We start from the raw sequence: 23,893 nt of genomic DNA, 5'->3' as shown, positions 1-23,893 counted from the left end.
GCGGGCGCCTGGCGTCTATTTCGCCGGCTGGCCGGCGCTATCTGTCTCGCTCCGGAGCCACTCAAGGTACGGCGAGTAACCCGTCACCACGGGCCAGGCGATGATTTCCGGCACGTCGTAGGGGTGATGTTGCCGGATCACGGCCTCCAGTGCAGCGTAGCGTGCGCGCGTGGTCTTGATCAGCAGCGGCCACTCCTGCGCGCGCTCTAGCTTGCCCTGCCACCAGTACTCGGATTCGACCGGCGCCAGTCGGTTCACGCAGGCCGCGGTGCGGGCCTGCAGCACGGCCTGGGACAGGTGTGCCGCGGTCTCTGCATCGGGAGTATTGGTGATCACCACAATCACCTCGGCCGGGTCTGTATGGCTTTGCATCGACACTCTCCTTGCGGCGGGCAGCCGCCCAAAACAAAAGAGCCAGGCGCTAGCCTGGCTCGATTGTAAAGCGGTGCGCCCGGACCCGTCGGAACGACGGGCGGGAAACTACCTTATTCCGCGGCTTCTTCGGCCGGGGCTTCGGTGATTTCCGGACGATCCACCAGTTCGACCAGCGCCATCGGCGCGTTATCGCCCTGACGGAAACCGAACTTCAGGATGCGGGTGTAGCCGCCCGGACGGGTGGCGTAGCGCGGGCCCAGTTCGGTGAACAGCTTGGTGACCATGTCGCGGTCGCGCAGACGGGCGAAAGCCAGGCGGCGGTTGGCAACGGTGTCCTTCTTGGCCAGCGTGATCAGCGGCTCGACGACCTTGCGCAGTTCCTTGGCCTTGGGCACGGTGGTCTTGATCAGCTCGTGCTGGAACAGCGAGTTGGACATGTTGCGCAGCATCGCGAGACGGTGCGACGAAGTGCGGTTCAGTTTCCGCAGACCATGACGGTGACGCATGATGATTCCTTTCAGTTAAGTGTTTGACCAGCTCTTCTATCGTCCGATGCGGCTGGACGCGGGCCGGTAGTCATACGAGCCCCGGCACGAAGCCAGGGCGGTTACCGCGGTGCGAGGCCACATGCAAACCGGCCCCGCGCCACAATTACTTCTCCAGACCTGCGGGCGGCCAGTTCTCGAGCTTCATGCCGAGGGTCAGGCCACGCGAGGCGAGGACTTCCTTGATCTCGTTGAGCGACTTGCGACCCAGGTTCGGGGTCTTGAGCAGTTCGTTCTCGGTACGCTGGATCAGGTCGCCGATGTAGTAGATGTTTTCGGCCTTCAGGCAGTTGGCCGAACGCACCGTCAGCTCCAGGTCGTCGACCGGGCGCAGCAGGATCGGGTCGATCTGCGGCGTGCGGCTCGAAGCCGCTTCCGCTGCCGACTCGGTGCCTTCCAGCGCGGCGAACACGGACAGCTGGTCGACCAGGATGCGGGCCGACTGGCGGATCGCTTCCTCGGGCGAGATCACGCCGTCGGTTTCGATGTTCATCACCAGCTTGTCCAGGTCGGTACGCTGTTCCACGCGAGCGGATTCAACGGCGTACGACACGCGGCGCACCGGCGAGAACGAGGCGTCCAGCACGATGCGGCCGATGACCTTGCCCGACTCGTCGCCGAACTTGCGCACGTTGCCCGGCACATAGCCGCGGCCTTGCTCGACCTTGATCTGCATGTCCAGCTTGCCGCCGGCCGACAGATGGGCGATCACGTGGTTCGGGTTGATGATCTCGACGTCGTGCGGCAGCTCGATATCGGCAGCCGTGACCACGCCTTCGCCATCCTTGCGCAGCGACACCGTGACTTCGTCGCGGTTGTGCAGCTTGAACACCACGCCCTTCAGGTTGAGCAGCAGGTTGACGACGTCTTCCTGCACGCCGTCGATGGTGGAGTACTCGTGGACCACCCCAGCGATCGTGACTTCGGTCGGTGCATAACCGACCATCGACGACAGCAGCACGCGACGCAGGGCGTTACCGAGCGTATGGCCGTAGCCGCGCTCGAACGGCTCCATCACGACTTTGGCGTGATGGTCGCCCAGAGGCTCGACGGCGATGATTTTTGGCTTGAGGAGTGCTGTTTGCATTAGGTTGTCCTTTTCAATACCCTCGGCTCGTTACACCGATAAGGCTGACGTTTGGAACCTGAAAATCCCATCGCACGATGGGCAATAAGCCCGACCGCGCGTTGCGCGCGTCGGGCTGAAAGAGAAGCTTTGCGGCGAACGCAAGCTCTGGAATCGTTCTGCTCGGGGAATTAACGCGAGTACAGTTCGACGATCAGGCTTTCGTTGATGTCACCTGCGATATCGGCACGATCCGGGGCTTGCTTGAAGGTGCCTTCGAACTTCTTGGCATCCACAGCGACCCAGGTCGGGAAGCCCGACTGCTCGGCCAGCGACAGCGCTTCGGCGATACGGACTTGCTTCTTCGACTGGTCGCGGATGGTGATCGTGTCGCCCGACTTGATCTGGGCCGACGGCACGTTCAGGGTCTGGCCGTTCACCAGAATCGCCTTGTGCGACACCAGCTGGCGCGCTTCAGCGCGGGTCGAGCCGAAGCCCATGCGGTACACCACGTTGTCCAGGCGCGATTCCAGCAGTTGCAGCAGGTTCTCGCCGGTGTTGCCCTTGCGGCGGTCGGCTTCGGCGAAGTAGCGGCGGAACTGGCGCTCGAGCACGCCGTAGATGCGCTTGACCTTCTGCTTTTCACGCAGCTGGTTGCCGTAGTCGGAGGTGCGGGCACCCGAGGTACGGCCGTGCTGGCCGGGCTTGCTGTCCAGCTTGCACTTGTCGGCGAGCGAACGGCGGGCGCTCTTCAGGAACAGGTCGGTGCCTTCACGGCGGGAAAGTTTGGCCTTCGGGCCGGTATAACGTGCCACGTTGTCTTCCTTTGATCGATCACGGCGCCTGTGTGGACGCGCCGCGAGTCCGTCAACGCTGTGCTACCCGGTATTCGGGAGACCGCGACGGACGGTGGGCTTATTGAGCGTGCCCCGTTGCCGGGTTACGACGCTGAAAGCAATAACCAGTGCATCGAGCAAATGTGCTGCAAGAGACATTCACTCGAAGCAAAACGAAAACCTGCCGCATCGAAATGCAGCAGGTCAACGCGCGATACTACCATATCCGAATCCGGCAGGTAAACCCGCCGGACCGGACACGCCAACGCATTAGATGCGGCGGCGCTTCGGCGGACGGCAGCCGTTGTGCGGAATCGGCGTGACGTCTTCGATGATCGCGATCTTGATGCCCAGCGCGTTCAGCGCGCGGACAGCCGATTCACGACCCGGGCCCGGGCCCTTGATGCGCACTTCCAGGTTCTTGATGCCCTGGTCTTGCGCCACACGGCCGGCGTTCTCGGCAGCAACCTGGGCAGCGAACGGGGTCGACTTGCGCGAACCCTTGAAGCCCTGGCCACCGGCGGTCGCCCACGACAGGGCGTTGCCCTGGCGGTCGGTGATCGTGATGATGGTGTTGTTGAACGAGGCGTGGACGTGCGCAATGCCGTCGGCAACGTTCTTCTTGACCTTTTTACGCGCGCGTGCGGCGTTATTCGGACCTTTTGCCATTAGTTTCTTCCTCTGCCTTCGGCTTTACTTCTTCAGAGCCACGCCGGCCTTGCGCGGACCCTTGCGGGTGCGGGCATTGGTCCGGGTACGCTGGCCGCGCATGGGCAGGCCCTTGCGGTGACGCATGCCACGATAGCAACCAAGGTCCATCAGACGCTTGATGTTCATCGTGGTTTCACGACGCAGGTCACCCTCGACCGTGACCTTGCCCACTTCGTCACGAAGCTTTTCCAGGTCGGCGTCGGTCAGATCCTTGACCTTCTTGTCAAACGGTACACCGGTGGCCTCGCAAATCTTGCGAGCGCGCGAGCGGCCGACACCATAAATAGCCGTCAGGCCGATTTCGGTGTGCTTGTGGTTCGGGATGTTAACCCCTGCGATACGTGCCATTCGTCAATCCTCTTTCCGATTAGCCTTGGCGTTGCTTGTGGCGGGGATCCGACGAGCAGATCACGCGCACGACACCGTTGCGCTTGATGATTTTGCAGTTGCGGCAAATGCGCTTAACAGAAGCCAGCACTTTCATGATTTTTCCTCTTCCTTCAATTCCTGTTCGCTCACTTCGTCCGGAAGACGATTCGTGCGCGCGACAGATCATATGGGGTCAGCTCGACCGTCACCTTGTCACCCGGAAGAATCCGGATGTAGTTCATTCGCATCTTGCCGGAGATATGGCCCAGTACTACATGGCCATTTTCCAGCTTGACCCGGAACGTCGCATTGGGAAGGTTTTCCAGGACCTCCCCCTGCATCTGGATGACGTCGTCTTTTGCCATACCTAGCCTGTACCGATCCGAAGTCAGCGCAAGGTCAGATTGCCCTTGAAATTCGCCTTCTTCAGCAGCGACTCATATTGCTGCGACATCACGTAAGACTGAACCTGAGCCATGAAGTCCATCGTGACGACCACGATGATCAGCAGCGAGGTTCCGCCAAAGTAGAACGGAACGTTCCACCGCAGCACCAGGAATTCCGGCAACAGGCAGACCAGTGTGATATAGACCGCACCAGCCAGCGTCAGGCGCACCAGAATCTTGTCGATATAGCGCGTCGTCTGCTCGCCCGGACGAATGCCCGGAATGAAGGCACCGCTTTTCTTCAGGTTGTCTGCCACTTCACGGCTGTTGTACACCAGGGCCGTATAGAAGAAGCAGAAAAATACAATCGCAGCAGCGTACAGCAGGATGTAGACCGGCTGGCCCGGCGACAGCGTGGCAGCCAGGTCCTTGATGAACCGGCCAACCGCACCCGTCGACTGGGACGTAAACCAGCCTGCAATCGTCGCCGGGAACAGGATGATCGACGATGCGAAGATCGGCGGAATCACCCCTGCCATGTTCAGCTTCAGCGGCAGGTGCGACGACTGGCCGCCGTACACCTTGTTGCCGACCTGACGCTTGGCATAGTTCACCAGGATCTTGCGCTGGCCCCGCTCGACAAACACCACGGCGAAGGTCACACCGATCACGATCGCCACGATGAAGATCGCCGCGATGATGCTCATGGAACCCGTGCGGACCAGTTCGAACAATCCGCCGATCGCGTTGGGCAGGCCCGCCGCGATACCGCCGAAGATGATGATCGAGATGCCGTTGCCCAGACCACGCTCGGTGATCTGCTCACCCAGCCACATCAGGAACATCGTGCCGGTCACCAGCGTAATCACTGCCGTGGCCCGGAACATCAGGCCCGGATCCAGCACCAGCCCAGGCTGCGACTCCAGCGCCACCGCGATCGACAGCGCCTGGAACGTGGCCAGGACCACGGTGCCGTAGCGCGTGTACTGCGTGATCTTGCGCTGCCCTGCCTGCCCTTCCTTCTTCAGCGACTCCAGCTGCGGCAGCACGATCGTCAGCAACTGCATGATGATCGACGCCGAGATGTACGGCATGATGCCGAGCGCGAAGACGGTAAAGCGCGACAGCGCCCCGCCCGAGAACAGGTTGAACATCCCGAGGATGCCACCCGACTGACTCTGGAAAAGCTTCGCAAGCTGCTCCGGATCGATACCGGGCACCGGAATATGAGCGCCGATGCGGTACACGATCAGGGCCAGCACCAGGAACATCAGCCGGCGCTTGAGGTCGCCGTACTTCGCCGTGTTCCTGGCTTGCGCGCTTGCATTGGGTTTCGCCGTGGCCAAACGATGCTCCGACTATAACTGCCTATGCTGCGATAAATGCCGTATCAGGCTGCGATCTGGCCGCCGGCGGCTTCGATCGCGGCCTTGGCGCCAGCGGTGGCGCCCAGACCCTTGATCGTCACCTTGCGGGTCAGCTCGCCGGCCTTGATGACCTTGGCGCTCTTGACCAGGTCGCCGACCAGGCCAGCCTGCTTCAGGACCAGCAGGTCGACTTCGGCCGCTTCCAGGCGCTCGATGTCACGCAGCGTGACTTCGGCGGTGAACGCCTTGGTCAGCGAGGTGAAGCCGCGCTTGGGCAGGCGACGATACAGCGGCATCTGGCCGCCTTCGAAGCCCACCTTGTGGAAGCCGCCCGAACGCGACTTCTGACCCTTGTGACCGCGACCGGCGGTCTTGCCCAGGCCGGAGCCGATACCGCGGCCGACGCGACGCTTGGCGTGCTTCGAACCGGCGGCCGGTTTCAGGTTGTTCAGTTGCATGTTGCTCTCCGAGTTCCCGGTATCAGGCCAGAACCTTGACCAGGTACGAGACCTTGTTGATCATGCCGCGCACGGCGGGCGTGTCCTGCAGCTCCGACACCGAGTTGATGCGGCGCAGGCCCAGGCCACGAACGGTGGCGCGATGATCCTCGCGCGTGCCGATCAGGCTGCGCACGAGTTGCACTTTTACGGTTTTCTGCGACATTGCGTTCACCTTAACCCAGGATGTCTTCGACCGACTTGCCACGCTTGGCGGCGATTTCGCCCGGCGTGCTCATCTTCTGAAGGCCGTCCAGCGTGGCGCGAACCATGTTGTACGGGTTGGTGGAGCCGTGCGACTTGGTCACCACGTTGGTGACGCCCATCACTTCGAAGATCGCGCGCATCGGGCCGCCGGCGATCACGCCGGTACCTTCCTTGGCGGGCATCATCAGCACCTTGGCGGCGCCGTGCTTGCCAACGACTTCGTGTTGCAGCGTGCCGTTCTTCAGCGAGACCTTGACCATCTTGCGACGGGCTTCGTCCATTGCCTTCTGAACGGCGACGGGCACTTCCTTGGCCTTGCCCTTGCCCATGCCGATGCGGCCATCGCCGTCACCAACCACGGTCAGCGCAGCGAAACCGAGAATCCGGCCGCCCTTCACCACCTTGGTGACGCGGTTGACCGAGATCATCTTCTCGCGGAGGCCGTCGTCGCGTTCGTCCTGCTGGACTTTTGCTTGCATCTTTGCCATGACGTATCTCTCTTTGTGCGCTTAGAACTTGAGGCCGGCTTCGCGGGCAGCGTCAGCCAGTGCCTTCACGCGACCGTGGAAGCGGAAGCCGGCGCGATCGAACGCGACGGTTTCCACGCCGGCAGCCTTCGCCTTTTCGGCGATGCGCTTGCCGACCGCGGTCGCGGCAGCGGTGGTAGCACCATTGCCGGTCAGTTCCTTGCGGACGTCTGCCTCTGCGGTCGAAGCCGAAGCCAGCACCTTGGTGCCGCACTCCGAGAAGACCTGGGCGTAAATATGCGAATTCGTACGGAACACGGTCAGACGATTGACTTTCATCTCCGCGATCTTGGCGCGGGTCTGACGTGCACGGCGCAAACGAGCGTCTTTCTTGTTCATCATTGCACCCCTTACTTCTTCTTGGTTTCCTTCAGGATGACGCGCTCGTTCGAGTAGCGTACACCCTTGCCCTTGTAGGGCTCGGGCGGACGGTACGCGCGAACTTCCGCGGCAACCTGACCGACTTTCTGCTTGTCCGCACCCTTGATGATGATCTCGGTCTGCGTCGGCGTTTCCGCCTTCACGCCTTCCGGCATCTCATGGATCACGTCGTGCGAGAAACCAAGCTGGAGCTTCAGCGCAGCGCCTTGCAGCTGGGCACGATAGCCCACGCCGACGAGGTTCAGCTTGCGCTCGAAACCGGTGGTTACGCCCTTGACCATGTTGGCCACCAGAGCACGCATGGTGCCCTGCAGAGCGTTTGCTTCACGCGATTCGTCAACCGGGGTGAAGGTCAGCGTGTCGTTCTCGACATTGACCTTGACCAGGCTGTGAATCGGCTGCGACAGCGTACCGAGCGGGCCCTTCACGGAGAGCACGCCAGCCGCCACGTTCACTTCCGCGCCTTTGGGCAGCGCGATGGGAGCCTTACCTACACGGGACATGGTTACTCCTTAAGCGACGTAGCAAAGAACTTCGCCGCCCACGCCGGTGGCGCGTGCCTTGCGGTCAGTCATCAGACCCTGTGGGGTCGAGATGATCGCCACACCCAGGCCGTTCATCACTTGGGGGATGTCGCTGCGGCCCTTGTACACGCGCAGGCCGGGCTTCGAGACGCGCTCAATGCGCTCGATCACCGGACGGCCGGCGTAGTACTTCAGGCCGATGCTCAGTTGTGCCTTGCCGCCATCTTCCTGGACGGCGTAGTCGTCGATGTAGCCTTCGTCCTTCAGGACCTTGGCGATTGCCACTTTCAGCTTCGACGACGGCATGACAACCGACGCTTTCTGCACGCCCTGGGCGTTGCGGATGCGCGTCAGCATATCGGCGATAGGATCGCTCATGCTCATACTGTTTCTCCTGTAGCCTGTGCGTAATTACCAGCTGGCTTTCGTCAGACCCGGGATTTCGCCCTTGAAGGCGATTTCGCGGATCTTGTTACGCGCCAGGCCAAACTTGCGGAAGGTACCGCGGGGACGACCGGTGATCGCGCAGCGGTTACGCTGGCGAGTCGGGTTCGCGTTGCGCGGGAGCTGTTGCAGCTCGAGACGCGCGCTGTAACGCTCTTCTTCCGACTTCTCTTGGTCGTCGATAATGGCCTTGAGGGTGGCGCGCTTGGCGGCATACTTCGCCACCAGCTTGGCGCGCTTCTTCTCACGTTCAATCAGAGCCAGTTTAGCCACGGTTACCCCTTAATTGCGGAACGGGAACTTGAACGCACCGAGGAGCGCCTTGGCTTCCTCGTCGTTCTTTGCCGTCGTCGTGATGCTGATGTTCAGACCACGCAGTGCGTCGATCTTGTCGTACTCGATTTCGGGGAAAATGATCTGCTCTTTCACACCGATGTTGTAGTTGCCACGACCGTCAAACGAACGGCCCGACACACCACGGAAGTCACGCACGCGCGGCAGGGCCACGGTGACGAAACGATCGAGGAATTCGAACATGCGCTCGCCGCGCAGGGTCACCATCGCACCGATGGGGTAGCCCTGGCGGATCTTGAAGCCGGCGATAGCCTTCTTGGCCTTCGTCACGACCGGCTTCTGACCGGCGATCTTGGTCAGGTCGCCGACGGCGTTTTCAATGATCTTCTTGTCATTGATCGCTTCGCCAAGGCCCATGTTCAGGGTGATCTTGGTGATGCGCGGCACTTCCATGACCGACTTGTAGCCGAACTGTTCGATCAGCTTCGGCACAACCTGTTCTTTGTAAAACTCTTGCAGACGTGCTGCCATGCTCAACTCCTATACGTGCCCAGAATCAAGCTGCCACGACGGCGCCGGTGGTCTTCAGCACGCGCACGCGCTTGCCGTCTTCCACCTTGATGCCGACGCGCGACGGCTTGCCATTGGCATCCACGAGCGCAACGTTGGAAATATGCAGCGGCATGACCTTGTCGACCACGCCACCGGTGGTGCCCAGCATCGGGTTCGGGCGGGCATGCTTCTTGGCGATGTTCACGCCTTGCACCGCGACCTTGTCGCCAAGCACGGCTTGCACGGTACCGCGCTTGCCCTTGTCCTTGCCGGTCAGCACGATGACTTCGTCGCCTTTGCGAATCTTGTTCATGGCGGCTCCTTACAGCACTTCCGGAGCGAGCGACACGATCTTCATGAAGCGCTCGGTACGGAGTTCACGAGTCACCGGCCCGAAGATACGGGTGCCGATCGGCTCGAGCTTGTTGTTCAGCAGGACGGCGGCATTGCCGTCGAACTTGATCAGCGAACCGTCCGCACGGCGCACGCCCTTGGCGGTACGCACAACGACGGCGTTGTAGATGTCGCCCTTCTTCACGCGACCGCGCGGCGCTGCGTCCTTGACGGTCACCTTGATGATGTCGCCAACGCTTGCGTAGCGGCGCTTGGAGCCACCCAGCACCTTGATGCACAGCACTTCGCGCGCACCAGTGTTATCGGCCACTTCGAGCCGGCTTTCTGTCTGAATCATGGTGTTTGTCTTCCCAACTTAATCCGCCAGGTGCGATAGCGCCCGTCGGTCAGTCTTGGTCCCGTCGGCTCCGGCCTTGCGCCAGCACACCGTCTGGGTTGATCAACTTTGAAGTCGGTAGGAACCTGGCAATCCCGACAGATCGTCGAGGCCGCCTGGCCCTGGCTCGCTCAACAGGCCCGCCCGGGTGGTACAGCTAAGGCGAACGCAATAAAGCGGAAGTCCAGGATTATAGCTACATAATCCTGGACTTGCAAGTCAAGCTAAGAACGTGTTGTTCTTAGATGACGCGTGCAGCCTCTACCAGCCGGGAAACCACCCAGGACTTGGTCCGCGACAGCGGACGGCCTTCCTGGATTTCGACCTTGTCGCCTTCCTTGTACTGGTTGGCTTCGTCGTGTGCGTGGTACTTCTTGGAACGCAGCACGTACTTGCCGTACAGGGGATGCTTGACGCGGTTTTCCACCAAGACCGTAACGGTCTTGTCCATCTTGTCGCTCACGACACGGCCGACCAGGGTACGGCGAAGCGACTTTTCCGTTTGTGCAGCTTCAGTCATTTCGCGTTTGCCTTTTGAGTCAGCACGGTTTGCACGCGCGCGATGTCCTTGCGGACCTTCTTCAGCTGGCTGGTGTTCTGCAGCTGTTGGGTCGCCTTTTGCATGCGCAGGCTAAATTGGGCCTTCAGCAGCTCGGAGAGCTCCTGGTTCAGCCCGGCGGCGTCCTTGCCGCGAAGTTCGGATGCTTTCATTCCTGCTCTCCTTACGTCCCGACCTGACGCACCACGAAATTGGTGGCGATCGGCAGCTTGGCGGCCGCGAGGCGGAACGCCTCACGCGCCAGCTCTTCGCTCACGCCATCCATTTCGTACAGCATCTTGCCCGGCTGGATTTCAGCCACGTAGTATTCCGGATTGCCCTTGCCGTTACCCATACGGACTTCGGCGGGCTTCTTCGAGATCGGCTTGTCCGGGAAGATCCGGATCCAGATGCGGCCGCCACGCTTGATGTGGCGGGTCATCGCACGACGTGCCGACTCGATCTGACGAGCCGTCAGACGGCCGCGGCCCATGGCCTTCAGGCCGAATTCGCCGAAAGACACGGCGTTACCACGGGTAGCCTTACCCGTGTTGCGGCCTTTCTGCTCCTTGCGGTATTTTCTGCGCTTAGGTTGCAGCATCGTTATTCTCCACTCTTCGCATCGCCAGGCGCACCGCGGCGACCAGCACCTGCACCGGCGCCACCGCGACGGTTGCCACCCGGGCGGCCTTCGCCTTCACGGCGGCGGCCTTCCGGACGACCCGGGCGACGACGACGGTCGTCTTGCGGCTCTTCCACCACCGGCGCTTCGTTGCGGCCGAGGTGATCACCCTTGTAGACCCACACCTTGACACCGATGATGCCGTAGGTGGTTTCTGCTTCGGAGAAGCCGTAGTCGATGTCGGCGCGCAGGGTGTGCAGGGGCACACGGCCTTCGCGGTACCACTCGGTACGTGCGATTTCGATACCGTTCAGACGGCCGGCGCTCATGATCTTGATACCCTGGGCGCCCAGGCGCATCGCGTTCTGCATGGCGCGCTTCATAGCGCGGCGGAACATGATGCGGCGCTCGAGCTGCTGGGTGATCGAATCGGCGATCAGCTGAGCATCGGTTTCCGGCTTGCGGATTTCCTCGATGTTCACGTGCACGGGCACGCCCATGCGACGCTGCAGTTCGGCCTTCAGCAGTTCGATGTCCTCACCCTTCTTGCCGATCACCACGCCCGGACGCGAGCTGTAAATGGTGATGCGGGCATTGCGGGCGGGGCGCTCGATGACGACGCGGCCAACCGATGCGTTCTTCAGCTTCTTCTTCAGGAAGTCCCGAACTTCGATGTCTTCCTTCAGCATGCCGGCGAACTTCGTGTTGCTGGCGTACCAGCGCGAAGCCCAGTTACGGCTGACAGCCAGGCGGAAGCCAGTCGGATGAATCTTCTGTCCCATCGTGACTCCTTAGTTGCCGAGCGTCACAGTGATGTGACAAGTTTGTTTCTCGATGCGGTTGCCGCGGCCCTTTGCCCGTGCCGTGAAACGCTTGAGCGAGGTCGCCTTGTCGACGAAGATCGATTTGACCTTCAGTTCGTCGATGTCGGCGCCTTCGTTGTGCTCGGCGTTGGCGATGGCCGATTCGACCACCTTCTTCACGATCCCGGCAGCCTTTTTCGGGCTGAACGTCAGGACATTGAGCGCGCGCTCGATCGGCAGACCACGGATCTGGTCAGCGACCAGGCGTGTCTTCTGGGCGGAGATGCGGGCACCGCGATGAATCGCTTTCACTTCCATGATGGCACCTTACCTCTTCGCTTTCTTGTCAGCCGCGTGGCCCTTGAACGTGCGGGTAATCGCAAATTCACCGAGCTTGTGGCCAACCATGTTTTCCGTAACGTACACCGGCACGTGTTGACGGCCGTTGTGAACGGCGATCGTCAGGCCAATGAACTCCGGCAGAATGGTCGAGCGACGCGACCAAGTCTTGATGGGCTTCTTGTCCTTGCCGCTCGATGCGACTTCCACCTTCTTCAGCAGGTGGGCGTCGCAGAACGGACCCTTTTTAGCGGAACGAGTCATATCTTTAGCTCCTACCTACCGATTAACGCTTGTGGCGCTTCTGGACGATCATGCTGTCCGTGCGCTTGTTGCTGCGGGTACGGTAACCCTTGGCCGGGGTACCCCACGGCGAAACCGGATCGCGACCAGCGGCGGTCTTGCCTTCACCACCACCGTGCGGGTGGTCGACCGGGTTCATCACGACACCACGGACCGTCGGGCGGATACCGCGCCAGCGGGTCGCACCGGCCTTGCCGATGACGCGCAGGCTGTGCTCTTCGTTGCCCACTTCACCGATGGTGGCGCGGCACTCGATGTGCACGCGACGCACTTCACCGGAGCGCAGGCGAACCTGGGCGTACAGGCCTTCACGAGCCAGCAGAACGGCGGAACCGCCGGCGGCACGTGCGATCTGCGAACCCTTGCCCGGCAGCATTTCCACGTTGTTGATCGTGGTACCAACCGGAATGTTGCGGATCGGCAGGTTGTTACCGGCCTTGATCGGCGCTTCCGAACCGTTCAGCAGCTGCTGACCGGCAACCATGCCCTTGGTGGCGATGATGTAGCGACGCTCGCCGTCGGCGAACACGATCAGCGCGATGTTGGCGCTGCGGTTCGGATCGTATTCCAGGCGCTCGACCTTGGCGGGGATGCCGTCCTTGTCGTTGCGCTTGAAGTCGACCACGCGGTAGTGGTGCTTATGACCGCCGCCCTTGTGGCGGGTGGTGATATGACCATTGTTGTTACGGCCCGACTTCTGGAATTGCTTTTCCAGCAGCGGCGCGTACGGGGTGCCCTTGTGAAGGTCCTTGTTGACCACCTTCACCATCGAGCGACGACCCGGGGAAGTCGGCTTGGTCTTGACGAGTGCCATGATTACTTGGCCTCCGCTTCAAAATTGATTTCCTGACCCGGCTTCAGCGACACGTAAGCTTTCTTCACGTGGTTGCGACGGCCCATGAAACGGCCGAAGCGCTTTTGCTTGCCCTTCTGGTTCAGGATCTGAACGGACTGCACCTCGACCTTGAACAGCAGTTCGACGGCGGCCTTCACTTCTGCCTTGTTGGCATCGCGGGCAACTTCGAACACGACTTGTTCATTCTTGTCGGCGACCAGGGTTGCCTTTTCGGAAACCACCGGCGCGAGCAGCACCTGCATCAAACGATGATCGTTCTTGGCTACTTGCGTCATTTCAGCAACTCCTCGATCTGCGCGACGGCCGCCTTGGTCACCAGCACCTTCTTGTAGTGCACGAGCGACAGCGGATCAGCCTGGCGCGGCTCGACAACTGCCACGTGCGGCAGGTTGCGCGAAGCCAGGTAGAGGTTTTCGTCGAGGCTGTCGGTGATGATCAGCACCGAGTCCAGGCCCATGGCCTTGAACTTGTCGGCCAAGAGCTTGGTCTTGGGCGCGTCGACAGTGAAACCGTCCACCACGTTGATACGACCTTCACGTGCGAGCTGCGAGTAAATCGAGCGCATGCCGGCACGGAACATCTTCTTGTTGACCTTCTGGCTGAAGTTCTCTTCCGGCGAATTCGGGAAGATACGGCCGCCCCCGCGCCACAGCGGCGAGGAAGACATACCGGCACGAGCACGGCCCGTACCCTTCTGGCGCCACGGCTTCTTGGTCGTGTGCTTGACCTCTTCACGATCCTTCTGCTTACGGTTACCGCTGCGAGCGTTGGCCTGGTAAGCGACGACGATCTGGTGAACGAGGGCTTCGTTGTAGTCACGGCCGAACACTTCGGGCGAAGCGTCAACGCCCGCGCCGATCTGGCCATTGTCCTGGAGGAGCTTGAGTTCCATTACATGCGCTCCTTAAGCTTTGGCTTTGGCCTTGACGGCCGGGGTGACGATGACCTTGCCGCCCTTGGAGCCGGGGATGGCGCCCTTGACCAGCAGCAGCTTGCGCTCTGCGTCGATCTTGGCGATCTCCAGGTTCTGCACGGTGCGGGTAACATCGCCCAGGTGACCGGTCATGCGCTTGCCCGGGAACACACGGCCCGGATCCTGCGCCATACCGATCGAGCCCGGCACGTTGTGCGAGCGCGAGTTACCGTGGGAGGCACGGCCGGAGGCGAAGTGGTAGCGCTTGATGGTACCGGCGTAGCCCTTACCGATGGTCACGCCCTGCACGTCGATCTTCTGACCGACTTCGAACAGGTCGACCGACAGCGAACCGCCAGCTTGCAGTTCGGCAGCCTTGGCTGCATCGATACGGAATTCGCGGATGATTTCGCCGGCTTCCACGCCGGCTTTGGCGAGATGACCCGCCAGCGGCTTGGTAACGCGGCTTGCGCGTCGTGCGCCGAAGGTGACTTGAACGGCGGTATAACCGTCGGTCTCGTCCGTCTTGATTTGCGTCACGCGGTTGTCGCCGACCTCGACCACGGTAACGGGAATCGAATCACCGTCGTCCGTGAAAATACGGGTCATGCCAACCTTGCGACCTACAAGGCCAAGGCTCATGGTTTGCTCCATTCCCAGCTGCGATTGGCCGGGGCTGATTGATACACGAAAACTGTGTTTGCGCATTTGCGCCGCATTTGCGCTGAATAAGGGCTGCGCTAAAAGGACTGCGCCAGGCCAAAACGGCCAACCCACTACCCGGAGACACGGGTAGCCTTACACTATAACGCGCTTGCTTTGGAAGCGCAATATCCAATTGCGATTTGCCGCAGGGTGTTGTAGGCAGGATTCACGCAGATGTGCGCAAAAGACGGCTTGAAGGCGGCGCGTCGCGATCAACGCGCCGGCTCGCGCTGACGCTTACTTGTCCGCGCTCGCCTGCCAGCGCTCCATCAGCGTGTTCGACGGCAGCGCCTCGTCCAGCAGCTTGCGCGCCGTCTCGACACCCGCCACCGGCAAACCCGCCGGGTCGAGCTTGCCGATCTGCACCAGCACGCTCGCCTGGTCCCAGTAGATGTGCTCGTGGTAGAGCTTGTCGCCGCGGAACTTGACGATGGCGATCAGCGGGATCTCCACGCGCTTGCCGGTCGGCGGCACGCCGGGCAGCATCCAGTCGATCTCGCAGGTATGGGTAAAGCAGAACAGCATCTCGTCGACGATCTGCGTCGCGCCGACCGTGCGCGACAGCGGGATCAGCGTGGTGTCGGGCGGGTTGCTGTGCACGAAGTGGTGCTGGTAGAAGCGCCGAAGCTGCGCATAGCCGACGCCGCCGGTCATGGTCGGGATATGGTTCACATAGGGCTGCGGCACCATCGTGGCCATGGTGGCATCGACGTCGCGGGTGGCGAATTCATACTCGCAGTGCTTGTCCCACAGCGCCGAGAAGTCATAGTGCGGGCCCATCTCGCGGCGCAGCGCGGCGATCGAGCGCTGGTGCGCGATCAGCGCCGAGGGCTTGTCGAAGTGCTCGCCGCCCAGGCGTGCGAAAGCATGGTCGACGCCGGGGTAGACGTACACCTCGATGGTCGCGCGCCCGGCCAGCGCTGCCCGGATCGCGGCCTGCGCCTGCGGCGGGCAGAAGCCGTCACGCTCTGCAATATGCAACGCCAGCCGGCCGCGCACGTTGCCGGCCTCGCCCAGCGCGTGCTCGATGCCGACGCCGTAGTAAGCGACCGCGCAGGCCACGTCAGGCAGCCGGCAGGCCGCCAGGTAGGCCAGCTTGCCACCCAGGCAGAAGCCCAGCACACCGGTCTGGCCGACGCATTCCGGCCGGGCCCGCAACGCCTCGAGCGCCGCGCCCACGTCCTGCACGCCCTTGGCTTCGTCGAACTGCTGGTACAGGCCGAGCGCACGCTGGAAATCCTCGCCACGGTCAGTCAGCTCGATGCCCGGCGCGATGCGCCAGAACAGGTCCGGCACCAGCACCGTGTAGCCCTCCTCGGCGTAGTAGTCGGCCACATCGCGCATGGTGGCGTTGACGCCGAAGATTTCCTGGCACAGTACGATGCCCGGGCCCTTGCCTGCCGCCGGGATGGCGAGATAGCCACTGAAACTGCCTTCGGGGGTCTGGATCTGGATGGTCTGGCCCATGGATTGCGCTCCTTGTCGGTCCCTTGTCGGGATCGGTTGGTAGGTGAGGGCCGGAGCATCGGCGACGTGCAGCGCGTCGGTATGCCAGCGCCTGCCCTCTCCCCCGGCCCCTCTCCCGACGCGGGAGAGGGGAGAAAACCGGCAGCATACAGGCCTTGAAAGCAAAAACGGCGAACCATCGGTTCGCCGTTTCGCTGCAGCAGGCCGCGTGCGCGGCCCGAAGCATGATTACACCTTGATCTCGACGTCCACGCCTGCCGGCAGGTCGAGCTTCATCAGCGCGTCAACGGTCTTGTCGGTCGGATCGACGATGTCCATCAGGCGCTGGTGAGTGCGGATCTCGAACTGATCGCGGCTGGTCTTGTTGACGTGCGGCGAACGCAGGATGTCGAAGCGCTGGATGCGGGTCGGCAGGGGCACCGGGCCCTTGACGATCGCACCGGTACGCTTGGCGGTATCCACGATTTCGGCGGCCGACTGGTCGATCAGGCGATAGTCGAAAGCCTTCAGGCGGATACGGATCTTCTGGTTCTGCATGATATTTCCTTAAAAGAGCGATTGGGCAGCATGCCCAGTTGAATGGGGACATGCCCGCGGGCATGTCCCAGGAAGTGCTTAGTCGAGGATCTTTGCCACGACGCCGGCGCCGACGGTACGGCCGCCTTCACGGATAGCGAAGCGCAGGCCTTCTTCCATGGCGATCGGGGCGATCAGCTTGACGGTGATCGACACGTTGTCACCCGGCATCACCATTTCCTTGTCCGCCGGCAGCTCGATCGAGCCGGTCACGTCGGTGGTACGGAAGTAGAACTGCGGGCGGTAGTTGTTGAAGAACGGGGTGTGACGGCCGCCTTCGTCCTTCGACAGGATGTACACCTCGCCGGTGAAGTGGGTGTGCGGCTTGATCGAACCCGGCTTGCACAGCACCTGGCCGCGCTCGACGTCTTCACGCTTGGTGCCGCGCAGCAGCAGACCGACGTTGTCGCCAGCCTGACCCTGGTCCAGCAGCTTGCGGAACATTTCCACGCCGGTGCAGGTGGTCTTCACGGTCGGGCGGATACCGACGATTTCGATTTCTTCGCCGACCTTGATCACGCCGCGCTCGATACGGCCGGTCACCACGGTGCCGCGACCCGAGATCGAGAACACGTCTTCCACCGGCATCAGGAAGGTACCGTCAACGGCACGCTCCGGCGTCGGGATGTAGTTGTCCAGCGCGTCGGCCAGGTTCATGATGGCCACTTCGCCCAGCTCGCCCTTGTCGCCTTCCAGTGCCAGCTTGGCCGACCCCTTGATGATCGGGGTGTCGTCGCCGGGGAACTCGTACTTCGACAGCAGCTCGCGAACTTCCATCTCGACCAGCTCGAGCAGTTCAGCGTCGTCCACCATGTCGCACTTGTTCAGGAACACGATGATGTACGGCACGCCAACCTGGCGGGCCAGCAGGATGTGCTCACGCGTTTGCGGCATCGGGCCGTCAGCGGCCGAGCAGACCAGGATTGCGCCGTCCATCTGGGCAGCACCCGTGATCATGTTCTTCACATAGTCAGCGTGGCCCGGGCAGTCAACGTGCGCGTAGTGGCGGTTGGCCGTCTCGTACTCGACGTGGGCGGTATTGATGGTAATACCGCGTGCCTTTTCTTCCGGCGCTGCGTCGATTTCGTCGTACTTCTTGGCGGCACCGCCGAACTTCGCAGCCAGCACCGTGGCGATCGCTGCCGTCAGCGTGGTCTTGCCATGGTCAACGTGACCAATCGTACCAACGTTCACGTGCGGCTTGGTCCGCTCGAACTTTTCCTTTGCCATTTTTCAGCTCCTAATGGAATTCAGTCTTGTCGATTCATCACGCCGCCGCGCCCCACGCGGGGTGCGGCGGCAAACAGCTTATTACTTGCCCTTGGCCGTCATCACGGCTTCGGCGATGTTCTTCGGTGCCTCTGCGTAATGCTTGAATTCCATGGTGTACGTGGCGCGGCCTTGCGTGGCCGAGCGCAGCGACGTCGAATAACCGAACATTTCCGACAGCGGGACCTCGGCCTTGATGATCTTGCCACCGCCCACCATGTCATCCATGCCCTGCACGATGCCGCGGCGGGACGACAGGTCGCCCATCACGGTACCCGTGTAGTCTTCCGGCGTTTCCACTTCCACGGCCATCATCGGCTCGAGCAGAACCGGGCTGGCCTTGCGCATGGCTTCCTTGAAAGCCATCGAGCCGGCCATGCGGAACGCGTTTTCGTTCGAGTCCACGTCGTGGTACGAACCGAACGTCAGCGTGACCTTCACGTCCACCACCGGGAAGCCAGCCAGGATGCCGTTCGGCAGCGTGTCGACGATACCCTTTTCGACCGCCGGGATGTATTCGCGAGGAATCACACCGCCCTTGATGGCGTCGATGAACTCGAAGCCCTTGCCCGGCTCTTGCGGTTCCAGCGTGATCACAGCGTGACCGTACTGGCCGCGGCCGCCCGACTGCTTGACGAACTTGCCCTCGACGCCTTCGGCCGTCTTGCGAATGGTTTCGCGGTAGGCCACCTGCGGCGCGCCGATGTTGGCTTCCACGCCGAATTCGCGCTTCATGCGGTCGACCAGAATTTCGAGGTGGAGCTCGCCCATGCCCGAAATGATGGTCTGACCCGATTCTTCATCGGTACGCACGCGGAACGACGGATCTTCAGCGGCCAGGCGGTTCAGGGCGATGCCCATCTTTTCCTGGTCAGCCTTGGTCTTCGGCTCGACGGCCTGCGAGATCACCGGCTCCGGGAACACCATGCGCTCGAGCACGATCGGTGCAGCCGGATCGCACAGCGTGTCGCCCGTGGTGGCGTCCTTCAGACCCACTGCAGCGGCGATGTCGCCGGCCAGCACTTCCTTGATTTCTTCGCGCTGGTTGGCATGCATCTGCAGAATACGGCCGAGGCGTTCCTTCTTGCTCTTGACCGGGTTGTACACGGTGTCGCCCGAATTGATCTTGCCCGAGTAGACGCGGAAGAAGATCAGCTGACCAACGAACGGGTCGGTCATGATCTTGAACGCCAGTGCCGAGAACTTTTCGTTGTCGTCAGCCTTGCGCTCGAGCTTCTTCTCGCTGTCGTCCTCGTCCGTGCCCGTAACCGGCGGAATGTCGACCGGCGACGGCAGGAAGTCGATCACGGCGTCGAGCATACGTTGCACGCCCTTGTTCTTGAACGCGGTGCCGCACAGCATCGGCTGGATTTCGCAGGCGATGGTACGGTCACGCAACGCCTTGACGATCTCGGCGCGGGTCAGCTCTTCGCCGCCCAGGTACTTTTCCATCAGCTCTTCGCTGGCTTCGGCGGCGGACTCGACCATCTTCTCGCGCCATTCGTCAGCGGTGGCTTGCAGCTCAGCCGGGATGTCCCGGTATTCGAACTTCACGCCCTGGCTGGCTTCGTCCCAAATGATCGCCTTCATTTCCAGCAGATCGACGACGCCTTGGAAGCCGTCTTCAGCGCCGATCGGCACCACGACGGGCACCGGGTTGGCCTTCAGGCGGGTCTTCAGCTGGTCGTAGACCTTGAAGAAGTTCGCGCCGGTACGGTCCATCTTGTTGACGAATGCCAGACGCGGCACGCCGTACTTGTTGGCCTGACGCCAGACGGTTTCCGACTGCGGCTGCACGCCACCCACTGCGCAGTACACCATGCACGCGCCGTCCAGCACGCGCATGGAACGCTCCACCTCGATGGTGAAGTCCACGTGGCCCGGGGTGTCGATGATGTTGAAGCGATGCTCGGGGTAGTTGCCGGCCATGCCCTTCCAGAAGGCGGTGGTCGCAGCAGACGTGATGGTGATGCCGCGCTCCTGCTCCTGCTCCATCCAGTCCATGGTGGCCGCGCCATCATGCACTTCACCGATCTTGTGGTTCACACCGGTGTAGAACAGGATCCGCTCGGTCGTGGTGGTTTTACCCGCGTCAATGTGAGCCGAAATACCGATGTTACGGTAGCGCTCAATAGGAGTCTTACGAGCCACTTTAATCCTCTATTCGTCCGTGAGGCGCCGGCATCTCATGGCCCGCGCCCCTAACACAAACGGGCGAGATGTGTAAGAACACAGCCCGCCCGGCAACCAACAAACGCTATCGCGCGCTTAGAAGCGGAAATGCGAGAACGCCTTGTTGGCTTCGGCCATGCGGTGCACTTCGTCGCGCTTCTTCATTGCGCCGCCACGGCCTTCCGATGCTTCCAGCAGCTCACCTGCCAGGCGCAGCGCCATCGACTTCTCGCTGCGTTTCTTCGCGGCCTCGCGCAGCCAACGCATCGCCAATGCCAGACGACGCGACGGACGGACTTCGACCGGAACCTGATAGTTGGCGCCGCCCACGCGACGGCTCTTCACTTCCACCACCGGCTTCACGTTGTTGATGGCAACGGAGAACACTTCGATGGGGGCCTTGCCTGCCTTCTTTTCGATCTGGTCGAACGCGCCATAGACGATACGTTCGGCAACCGACTTCTTGCCGTCCAGCATCAGCACGTTCATAAACTTGGCAACTTCAACGTTGCCGAACTTCGGATCAGGCAGAACATCCCGCTTGGGGACTTCACGACGACGTGGCATCTTCTTTCCTTTAGATTCAGTTGAGAGCGCGGTCAGTTTTTCCCGCTCTCCGGCCACCAACTAGCTTGCATGCGATAGACAGCAAATTCGCCGGGTGACCACTTACTCGACGGCACGGTTGCCAAAAAGGCGCTCCGTTGTACCGCCGCCTGGTGACAGCACCATGACTCGCGCCACAGGCTATCGTTTGTTGCTTCGGGTCTTTCCGACCCAGGCTGCTTAAGCTTAGGCTGCCTTCGGACGCTTCGCGCCGTACTTCGAACGAGCCTGCTTGCGGTCCTTCACGCCTTGCAGGTCGAGCGAGCCACGGACGATGTGGTAACGCACACCCGGCAGATCCTTCACACGGCCGCCGCGGATCAGCACGACCGAGTGTTCCTGCAGGTTGTGGCCTTCACCGCCGATATACGAAATGACTTCGAAACCGTTGGTCAGGCGCACCTTGGCGACCTTACGCAGTGCCGAGTTCGGCTTCTTCGGCGTCGTGGTGTACACGCGGGTGCACACGCCGCGACGCTGCGGGCAGTTCTCAAGCGCCGGGCTCTTGCTCTTGACGACTTCAGAGACGCGCGGCTTGCGAACCAGTTGGTTGATAGTTGGCATTGTTCAATCCAGCTTGGTTTTTACGAAAAACGCCCCTCGCATCGGCATGCACCGGAATGGAGAGGCAACTACGGGTTTTGGGCGGGAGAGGTGAGCGGACGCGCTCTGGAGACGGGACTGTGCGGTAACAGCATGCCAAAGAGCGCGAGCCGGCACCCGGATCCCGCGTCTGCCGCCACCGGTCCAGGAAGATCTGTCCGGAAGGCTTGCCGGCAGCGGCGTGAAAGCCACAACTCCGACGGGCGAGCGAAATCCAAAGCCAAAAACTCGAATCTGGCATCCTAGCAGGGGAAGCGTATACCGTCAAGTCGTATACCCGCTTGCGGCCAGCCGACCCGTCTCCAGCGCCAGGCGCCGTCCGGCTAGACCGTGCGCAGCGCGTCCAGGATGGACTGCCCGTAGCGCTCCAGCTTGGAGGCACCAATGCCCGGAATGCCCTGCATCGCCGACAAGGAACCTGGCGCGGTGCGCGCCAGCTCGGCCAGGGTGGCATCGTGAAAGATCACATAGGCCGGCACGCCGTGTTCGCGTGCGGCCTCGGTGCGCCAGCGGCGCAGCGCCTCCCAGTTGGCCAGCGTGTCGGCGTCCATGTCCGCGGTGTGATCGGTGCGGGTCCCGCGCGCGGCCCGTTCGCCGGACTTGCCCGGCTTGGCAGCCTGCCGGCGCAGGATGATCTGCCGCTCGCCCTTGAGCACCGCCCGCGCGCCTTCGCCGAGCAGCAGCGCGCCGTGCCCGCCGTGGTCGATGCTCAGCAAACCCTGGGCGATCAGCTGGCGAAACACTGTATGCCACTCATGCACCGAGCGGTCCTTGCCGATGCCGAAGGTCGACACCTTGTCATGGCCCCACTGGCGGATCTTCTCGGAAGCATTGCCGCGCAGCACGTCGATCAGGTGCGTGGCGCCGAAGTGAACCCGGCTCGCGTGCGCGGTACGGTACACGCATGACAGCGCCATCTGCGCCTCGCGCGTGCCGTCCCAGGTGGCCGGCGGCTCCAGGCAGGTATCGCAATTGCCGCAAGGCTCGGAGGTTTCGTCGAAATACGCCAGGATGCGCACGCGCCGGCAGCCGGCGGTCTCGCACAGGCCGAGCAGCGCATCGAGCTTGGATGAGGACACGCGCTTGAAGGCCTCGTCCGCCTCGGACTCGTCAATCATGCGCTTCTGCTGCACCACGTCGCCCAGGCCATAGGCCATCCAGGCATTTGCCGGCAAGCCGTCGCGGCCGGCGCGGCCGGTTTCCTGGTAATAGCCTTCCATACTCTTGGGCAGGTCCAGGTGGGCGACAAAGCGCACGTCCGGCTTGTCGATGCCCATGCCGAAGGCGATGGTCGCCACCATCACCAGCCCTTCCTCCTCGCGAAAACGCGCCTGGTGGCGCTGGCGGGTGCCGGCGTCCATGCCGGCGTGGTACGGAAGCGCATTGATGCCGTGCCCCTGCAGCCATTCCGCCGTGTCTTCCACCTTCTTGCGCGACAGGCAGTAGATGATGCCGCTGTCGTGGGTGCCGTCGGCGGCGGTGTGCTCGGCCTTGATAAAGGCCAGCAACTGCTGGCGCGCGTTGTCCTTCTCGACGATGCGGTAGCGGATATTGGGCCGGTCGAAGCTGGAGATAAAGACGCGCGCGTCGTGCAACGCGAGGCGCTCGACGATCTCGTTGCGCGTGAGCGCATCGGCCGTCGCCGTCAGCGCGATGCGCGGCACGTACGGGAAGCGCTCGTGCAGCACCGACAGCTGGATGTACTCGGGGCGGAAGTCGTGGCCCCACTGGGACACACAGTGCGCCTCGTCGATGGCGAACAGCCCCACGCGCGTGCGCTCGAGCAGGTCGAGGAAGCGCGGCGTCATCAGCCGTTCCGGCGCGACGTATAGGACCTCCAGCCGCCCCGCCAGCAGGTCGCGCTCGACCGCGGATGCCTCCGAACCGGTCAGCGTCGAATTGAGCACCGCGGCGCGCACGCCCGCTTCGGTCAGCGCCGCCACCTGGTCCTGCATCAGCGCGATCAGCGGCGACACCACGATGCCGACGCCCTCGCCGGCACGCTGGCGCAACAGCGCCGGGATCTGGTAGCACAGCGACTTGCCGCCGCCGGTGGGCATCAGCACCAGGCAGTCACCGCCGATCGCGACGTGGTCGATGATCTCGGCCTGGCGCCCGCGGAAGGCGTGGTAGCCGAATACATCTTTGAGGATCGCCAGTGCGTGCGACATGGACAACGGGAATGCTGGAGCCGGAAGAGCCGTAACCATACCACTAAGAAAGCCGCTGTCCGCGCTCATCGGGCAAACAGTCCGATGTTTCTCACGATAGCCGGCGCGACGGTTGCACGGGACGAAAAAAAAGCCCGGC

Annotated in this window: 36 protein-coding genes; all 36 read right to left on the bottom strand. The window is 62.2% G+C overall.

Annotated elements, in window-relative coordinates; translation table 11 throughout:
* Window positions 1–15: 15 nt before the first annotated feature.
* Window positions 16–372 carry a divalent-cation tolerance protein CutA gene (gene cutA, locus K307_RS21210; protein ID WP_042882537.1) on the bottom strand — a complete coding sequence of 119 codons (357 nt, stop codon included), beginning with the start codon at window positions 370–372 and terminating at the stop codon, window positions 16–18.
* A 113-nt stretch (window positions 373–485) separates the two neighbouring features.
* A complete protein-coding gene (rplQ, locus tag K307_RS21205) occupies window positions 486–881 on the bottom strand; it encodes a 50S ribosomal protein L17 (protein ID WP_010812373.1) in 396 nt (131 codons plus the stop codon).
* A gap of 145 nt (window positions 882–1,026) precedes the next feature.
* Complete coding sequence (locus K307_RS21200) at window positions 1,027–2,007, bottom strand: DNA-directed RNA polymerase subunit alpha (protein WP_010812374.1); 981 nt, start codon at window positions 2,005–2,007, stop codon at window positions 1,027–1,029.
* A 170-nt stretch (window positions 2,008–2,177) separates the two neighbouring features.
* Entirely contained in the window at window positions 2,178–2,801 is a 624-nt protein-coding gene (gene rpsD, locus K307_RS21195) for a 30S ribosomal protein S4 (protein WP_042882534.1), read from the bottom strand.
* A gap of 291 nt (window positions 2,802–3,092) precedes the next feature.
* Window positions 3,093–3,491, bottom strand: a complete 399-nt coding sequence (gene rpsK, locus K307_RS21190; RefSeq protein ID WP_010812376.1) for a 30S ribosomal protein S11 — start codon at window positions 3,489–3,491, stop codon at window positions 3,093–3,095.
* 24 nt (window positions 3,492–3,515) lie between these two features.
* Entirely contained in the window at window positions 3,516–3,881 is a 366-nt protein-coding gene (rpsM, locus tag K307_RS21185; RefSeq protein WP_010812377.1) for a 30S ribosomal protein S13, read from the bottom strand.
* Between the two features lie 19 nt (window positions 3,882–3,900).
* Entirely contained in the window at window positions 3,901–4,017 is a 117-nt protein-coding gene (rpmJ, locus tag K307_RS21180) for a 50S ribosomal protein L36 (RefSeq protein WP_008642959.1), read from the bottom strand.
* A gap of 31 nt (window positions 4,018–4,048) precedes the next feature.
* Window positions 4,049–4,267 carry a translation initiation factor IF-1 gene (gene infA / locus K307_RS21175; RefSeq protein ID WP_010812378.1) on the bottom strand — a complete coding sequence of 73 codons (219 nt, stop codon included), beginning with the start codon at window positions 4,265–4,267 and terminating at the stop codon, window positions 4,049–4,051.
* Between the two features lie 23 nt (window positions 4,268–4,290).
* Window positions 4,291–5,634 carry a preprotein translocase subunit SecY gene (secY, locus tag K307_RS21170; RefSeq protein WP_042882533.1) on the bottom strand — a complete coding sequence of 448 codons (1,344 nt, stop codon included), beginning with the start codon at window positions 5,632–5,634 and terminating at the stop codon, window positions 4,291–4,293.
* Between the two features lie 44 nt (window positions 5,635–5,678).
* Window positions 5,679–6,113: a 50S ribosomal protein L15 gene (rplO, locus tag K307_RS21165; protein WP_012354135.1), complete on the bottom strand. Its 435-nt coding sequence runs from the start codon at window positions 6,111–6,113 to the stop codon at window positions 5,679–5,681.
* A 22-nt stretch (window positions 6,114–6,135) separates the two neighbouring features.
* The gene (rpmD, locus tag K307_RS21160; RefSeq protein WP_010812381.1) at window positions 6,136–6,318 is read right to left on the bottom strand and encodes a 50S ribosomal protein L30; all 183 of its coding nucleotides are present in this window, start codon (window positions 6,316–6,318) and stop codon (window positions 6,136–6,138) included.
* Window positions 6,319–6,328: 10 nt separating this feature from the next.
* Complete coding sequence (rpsE, locus tag K307_RS21155; RefSeq protein WP_006160449.1) at window positions 6,329–6,847, bottom strand: 30S ribosomal protein S5; 519 nt, start codon at window positions 6,845–6,847, stop codon at window positions 6,329–6,331.
* A gap of 21 nt (window positions 6,848–6,868) precedes the next feature.
* Window positions 6,869–7,225, bottom strand: a complete 357-nt coding sequence (rplR, locus tag K307_RS21150) for a 50S ribosomal protein L18 (RefSeq protein ID WP_026201241.1) — start codon at window positions 7,223–7,225, stop codon at window positions 6,869–6,871.
* A gap of 11 nt (window positions 7,226–7,236) precedes the next feature.
* Window positions 7,237–7,770 (bottom strand): 50S ribosomal protein L6, encoded by a 534-nt coding sequence (rplF, locus tag K307_RS21145; protein WP_042882531.1) that lies wholly within the window; start codon window positions 7,768–7,770, stop codon window positions 7,237–7,239.
* A 9-nt stretch (window positions 7,771–7,779) separates the two neighbouring features.
* Window positions 7,780–8,175: a 30S ribosomal protein S8 gene (gene rpsH, locus K307_RS21140; RefSeq protein WP_010812384.1), complete on the bottom strand. Its 396-nt coding sequence runs from the start codon at window positions 8,173–8,175 to the stop codon at window positions 7,780–7,782.
* A gap of 27 nt (window positions 8,176–8,202) precedes the next feature.
* Window positions 8,203–8,508 carry a 30S ribosomal protein S14 gene (gene rpsN, locus K307_RS21135; protein ID WP_042882530.1) on the bottom strand — a complete coding sequence of 102 codons (306 nt, stop codon included), beginning with the start codon at window positions 8,506–8,508 and terminating at the stop codon, window positions 8,203–8,205.
* Window positions 8,509–8,517: 9 nt separating this feature from the next.
* Window positions 8,518–9,060: a 50S ribosomal protein L5 gene (gene rplE / locus K307_RS21130; RefSeq protein WP_010812386.1), complete on the bottom strand. Its 543-nt coding sequence runs from the start codon at window positions 9,058–9,060 to the stop codon at window positions 8,518–8,520.
* 25 nt (window positions 9,061–9,085) lie between these two features.
* Window positions 9,086–9,394 carry a 50S ribosomal protein L24 gene (gene rplX / locus K307_RS21125; RefSeq protein ID WP_010812387.1) on the bottom strand — a complete coding sequence of 103 codons (309 nt, stop codon included), beginning with the start codon at window positions 9,392–9,394 and terminating at the stop codon, window positions 9,086–9,088.
* A 9-nt stretch (window positions 9,395–9,403) separates the two neighbouring features.
* Window positions 9,404–9,772, bottom strand: a complete 369-nt coding sequence (rplN, locus tag K307_RS21120) for a 50S ribosomal protein L14 (protein WP_010812388.1) — start codon at window positions 9,770–9,772, stop codon at window positions 9,404–9,406.
* Window positions 9,773–10,052: 280 nt separating this feature from the next.
* A complete protein-coding gene (gene rpsQ / locus K307_RS21115; protein WP_010812389.1) occupies window positions 10,053–10,331 on the bottom strand; it encodes a 30S ribosomal protein S17 in 279 nt (92 codons plus the stop codon).
* Complete coding sequence (rpmC, locus tag K307_RS21110; RefSeq protein WP_010812390.1) at window positions 10,328–10,522, bottom strand: 50S ribosomal protein L29; 195 nt, start codon at window positions 10,520–10,522, stop codon at window positions 10,328–10,330. Before rpmC ends, rpsQ begins: the two co-directional genes overlap by 4 nt.
* A gap of 11 nt (window positions 10,523–10,533) precedes the next feature.
* Window positions 10,534–10,950, bottom strand: a complete 417-nt coding sequence (gene rplP, locus K307_RS21105; RefSeq protein WP_006576240.1) for a 50S ribosomal protein L16 — start codon at window positions 10,948–10,950, stop codon at window positions 10,534–10,536.
* Window positions 10,951–10,952: 2 nt separating this feature from the next.
* A complete protein-coding gene (gene rpsC / locus K307_RS21100; RefSeq protein WP_022536860.1) occupies window positions 10,953–11,753 on the bottom strand; it encodes a 30S ribosomal protein S3 in 801 nt (266 codons plus the stop codon).
* A gap of 9 nt (window positions 11,754–11,762) precedes the next feature.
* Window positions 11,763–12,092 carry a 50S ribosomal protein L22 gene (gene rplV / locus K307_RS21095; protein ID WP_010812393.1) on the bottom strand — a complete coding sequence of 110 codons (330 nt, stop codon included), beginning with the start codon at window positions 12,090–12,092 and terminating at the stop codon, window positions 11,763–11,765.
* A 9-nt stretch (window positions 12,093–12,101) separates the two neighbouring features.
* Window positions 12,102–12,377 (bottom strand): 30S ribosomal protein S19, encoded by a 276-nt coding sequence (rpsS, locus tag K307_RS21090; protein ID WP_010812394.1) that lies wholly within the window; start codon window positions 12,375–12,377, stop codon window positions 12,102–12,104.
* A 22-nt stretch (window positions 12,378–12,399) separates the two neighbouring features.
* Complete coding sequence (rplB, locus tag K307_RS21085; protein ID WP_022536861.1) at window positions 12,400–13,230, bottom strand: 50S ribosomal protein L2; 831 nt, start codon at window positions 13,228–13,230, stop codon at window positions 12,400–12,402.
* A gap of 2 nt (window positions 13,231–13,232) precedes the next feature.
* Window positions 13,233–13,547, bottom strand: coding sequence for a 50S ribosomal protein L23 (rplW, locus tag K307_RS21080; protein WP_006576245.1), 315 nt, complete (start codon window positions 13,545–13,547; stop codon window positions 13,233–13,235).
* Window positions 13,544–14,164 (bottom strand): 50S ribosomal protein L4, encoded by a 621-nt coding sequence (gene rplD / locus K307_RS21075; RefSeq protein ID WP_022536862.1) that lies wholly within the window; start codon window positions 14,162–14,164, stop codon window positions 13,544–13,546. The genes rplW and rplD overlap by 4 nt, the downstream gene beginning before the upstream one ends.
* Before the next feature lie 12 nt (window positions 14,165–14,176).
* A complete protein-coding gene (rplC, locus tag K307_RS21070; RefSeq protein ID WP_042882524.1) occupies window positions 14,177–14,827 on the bottom strand; it encodes a 50S ribosomal protein L3 in 651 nt (216 codons plus the stop codon).
* A 300-nt stretch (window positions 14,828–15,127) separates the two neighbouring features.
* Window positions 15,128–16,357, bottom strand: a complete 1,230-nt coding sequence (locus K307_RS21065) for a dienelactone hydrolase family protein (protein ID WP_042882523.1) — start codon at window positions 16,355–16,357, stop codon at window positions 15,128–15,130.
* Between the two features lie 228 nt (window positions 16,358–16,585).
* Window positions 16,586–16,894: a 30S ribosomal protein S10 gene (rpsJ, locus tag K307_RS21060; RefSeq protein ID WP_006160488.1), complete on the bottom strand. Its 309-nt coding sequence runs from the start codon at window positions 16,892–16,894 to the stop codon at window positions 16,586–16,588.
* 78 nt (window positions 16,895–16,972) lie between these two features.
* Window positions 16,973–18,163: an elongation factor Tu gene (gene tuf / locus K307_RS21055; RefSeq protein WP_022536864.1), complete on the bottom strand. Its 1,191-nt coding sequence runs from the start codon at window positions 18,161–18,163 to the stop codon at window positions 16,973–16,975.
* Between the two features lie 81 nt (window positions 18,164–18,244).
* The gene (gene fusA, locus K307_RS21050) at window positions 18,245–20,353 is read right to left on the bottom strand and encodes an elongation factor G (protein WP_022536865.1); all 2,109 of its coding nucleotides are present in this window, start codon (window positions 20,351–20,353) and stop codon (window positions 18,245–18,247) included.
* A 117-nt stretch (window positions 20,354–20,470) separates the two neighbouring features.
* Window positions 20,471–20,941, bottom strand: a complete 471-nt coding sequence (rpsG, locus tag K307_RS21045; protein ID WP_010810459.1) for a 30S ribosomal protein S7 — start codon at window positions 20,939–20,941, stop codon at window positions 20,471–20,473.
* Window positions 20,942–21,166: 225 nt separating this feature from the next.
* On the bottom strand, window positions 21,167–21,544 hold the full coding sequence (gene rpsL, locus K307_RS21040; RefSeq protein ID WP_010810460.1) for a 30S ribosomal protein S12: 378 nt from the start codon (window positions 21,542–21,544) through the stop codon (window positions 21,167–21,169).
* 362 nt (window positions 21,545–21,906) lie between these two features.
* Complete coding sequence (gene recQ, locus K307_RS21035) at window positions 21,907–23,754, bottom strand: DNA helicase RecQ (protein WP_042882518.1); 1,848 nt, start codon at window positions 23,752–23,754, stop codon at window positions 21,907–21,909.
* Between the last annotated feature and the right edge of the window lie 139 nt (window positions 23,755–23,893).

The organism is Cupriavidus necator A5-1, from assembly GCF_000744095.1.
GTDB classification, from domain to species: Bacteria; Pseudomonadota; Gammaproteobacteria; order Burkholderiales; family Burkholderiaceae; genus Cupriavidus; species Cupriavidus necator_A.
This window is presented reverse-complemented; position numbering and strand designations above follow the sequence as displayed.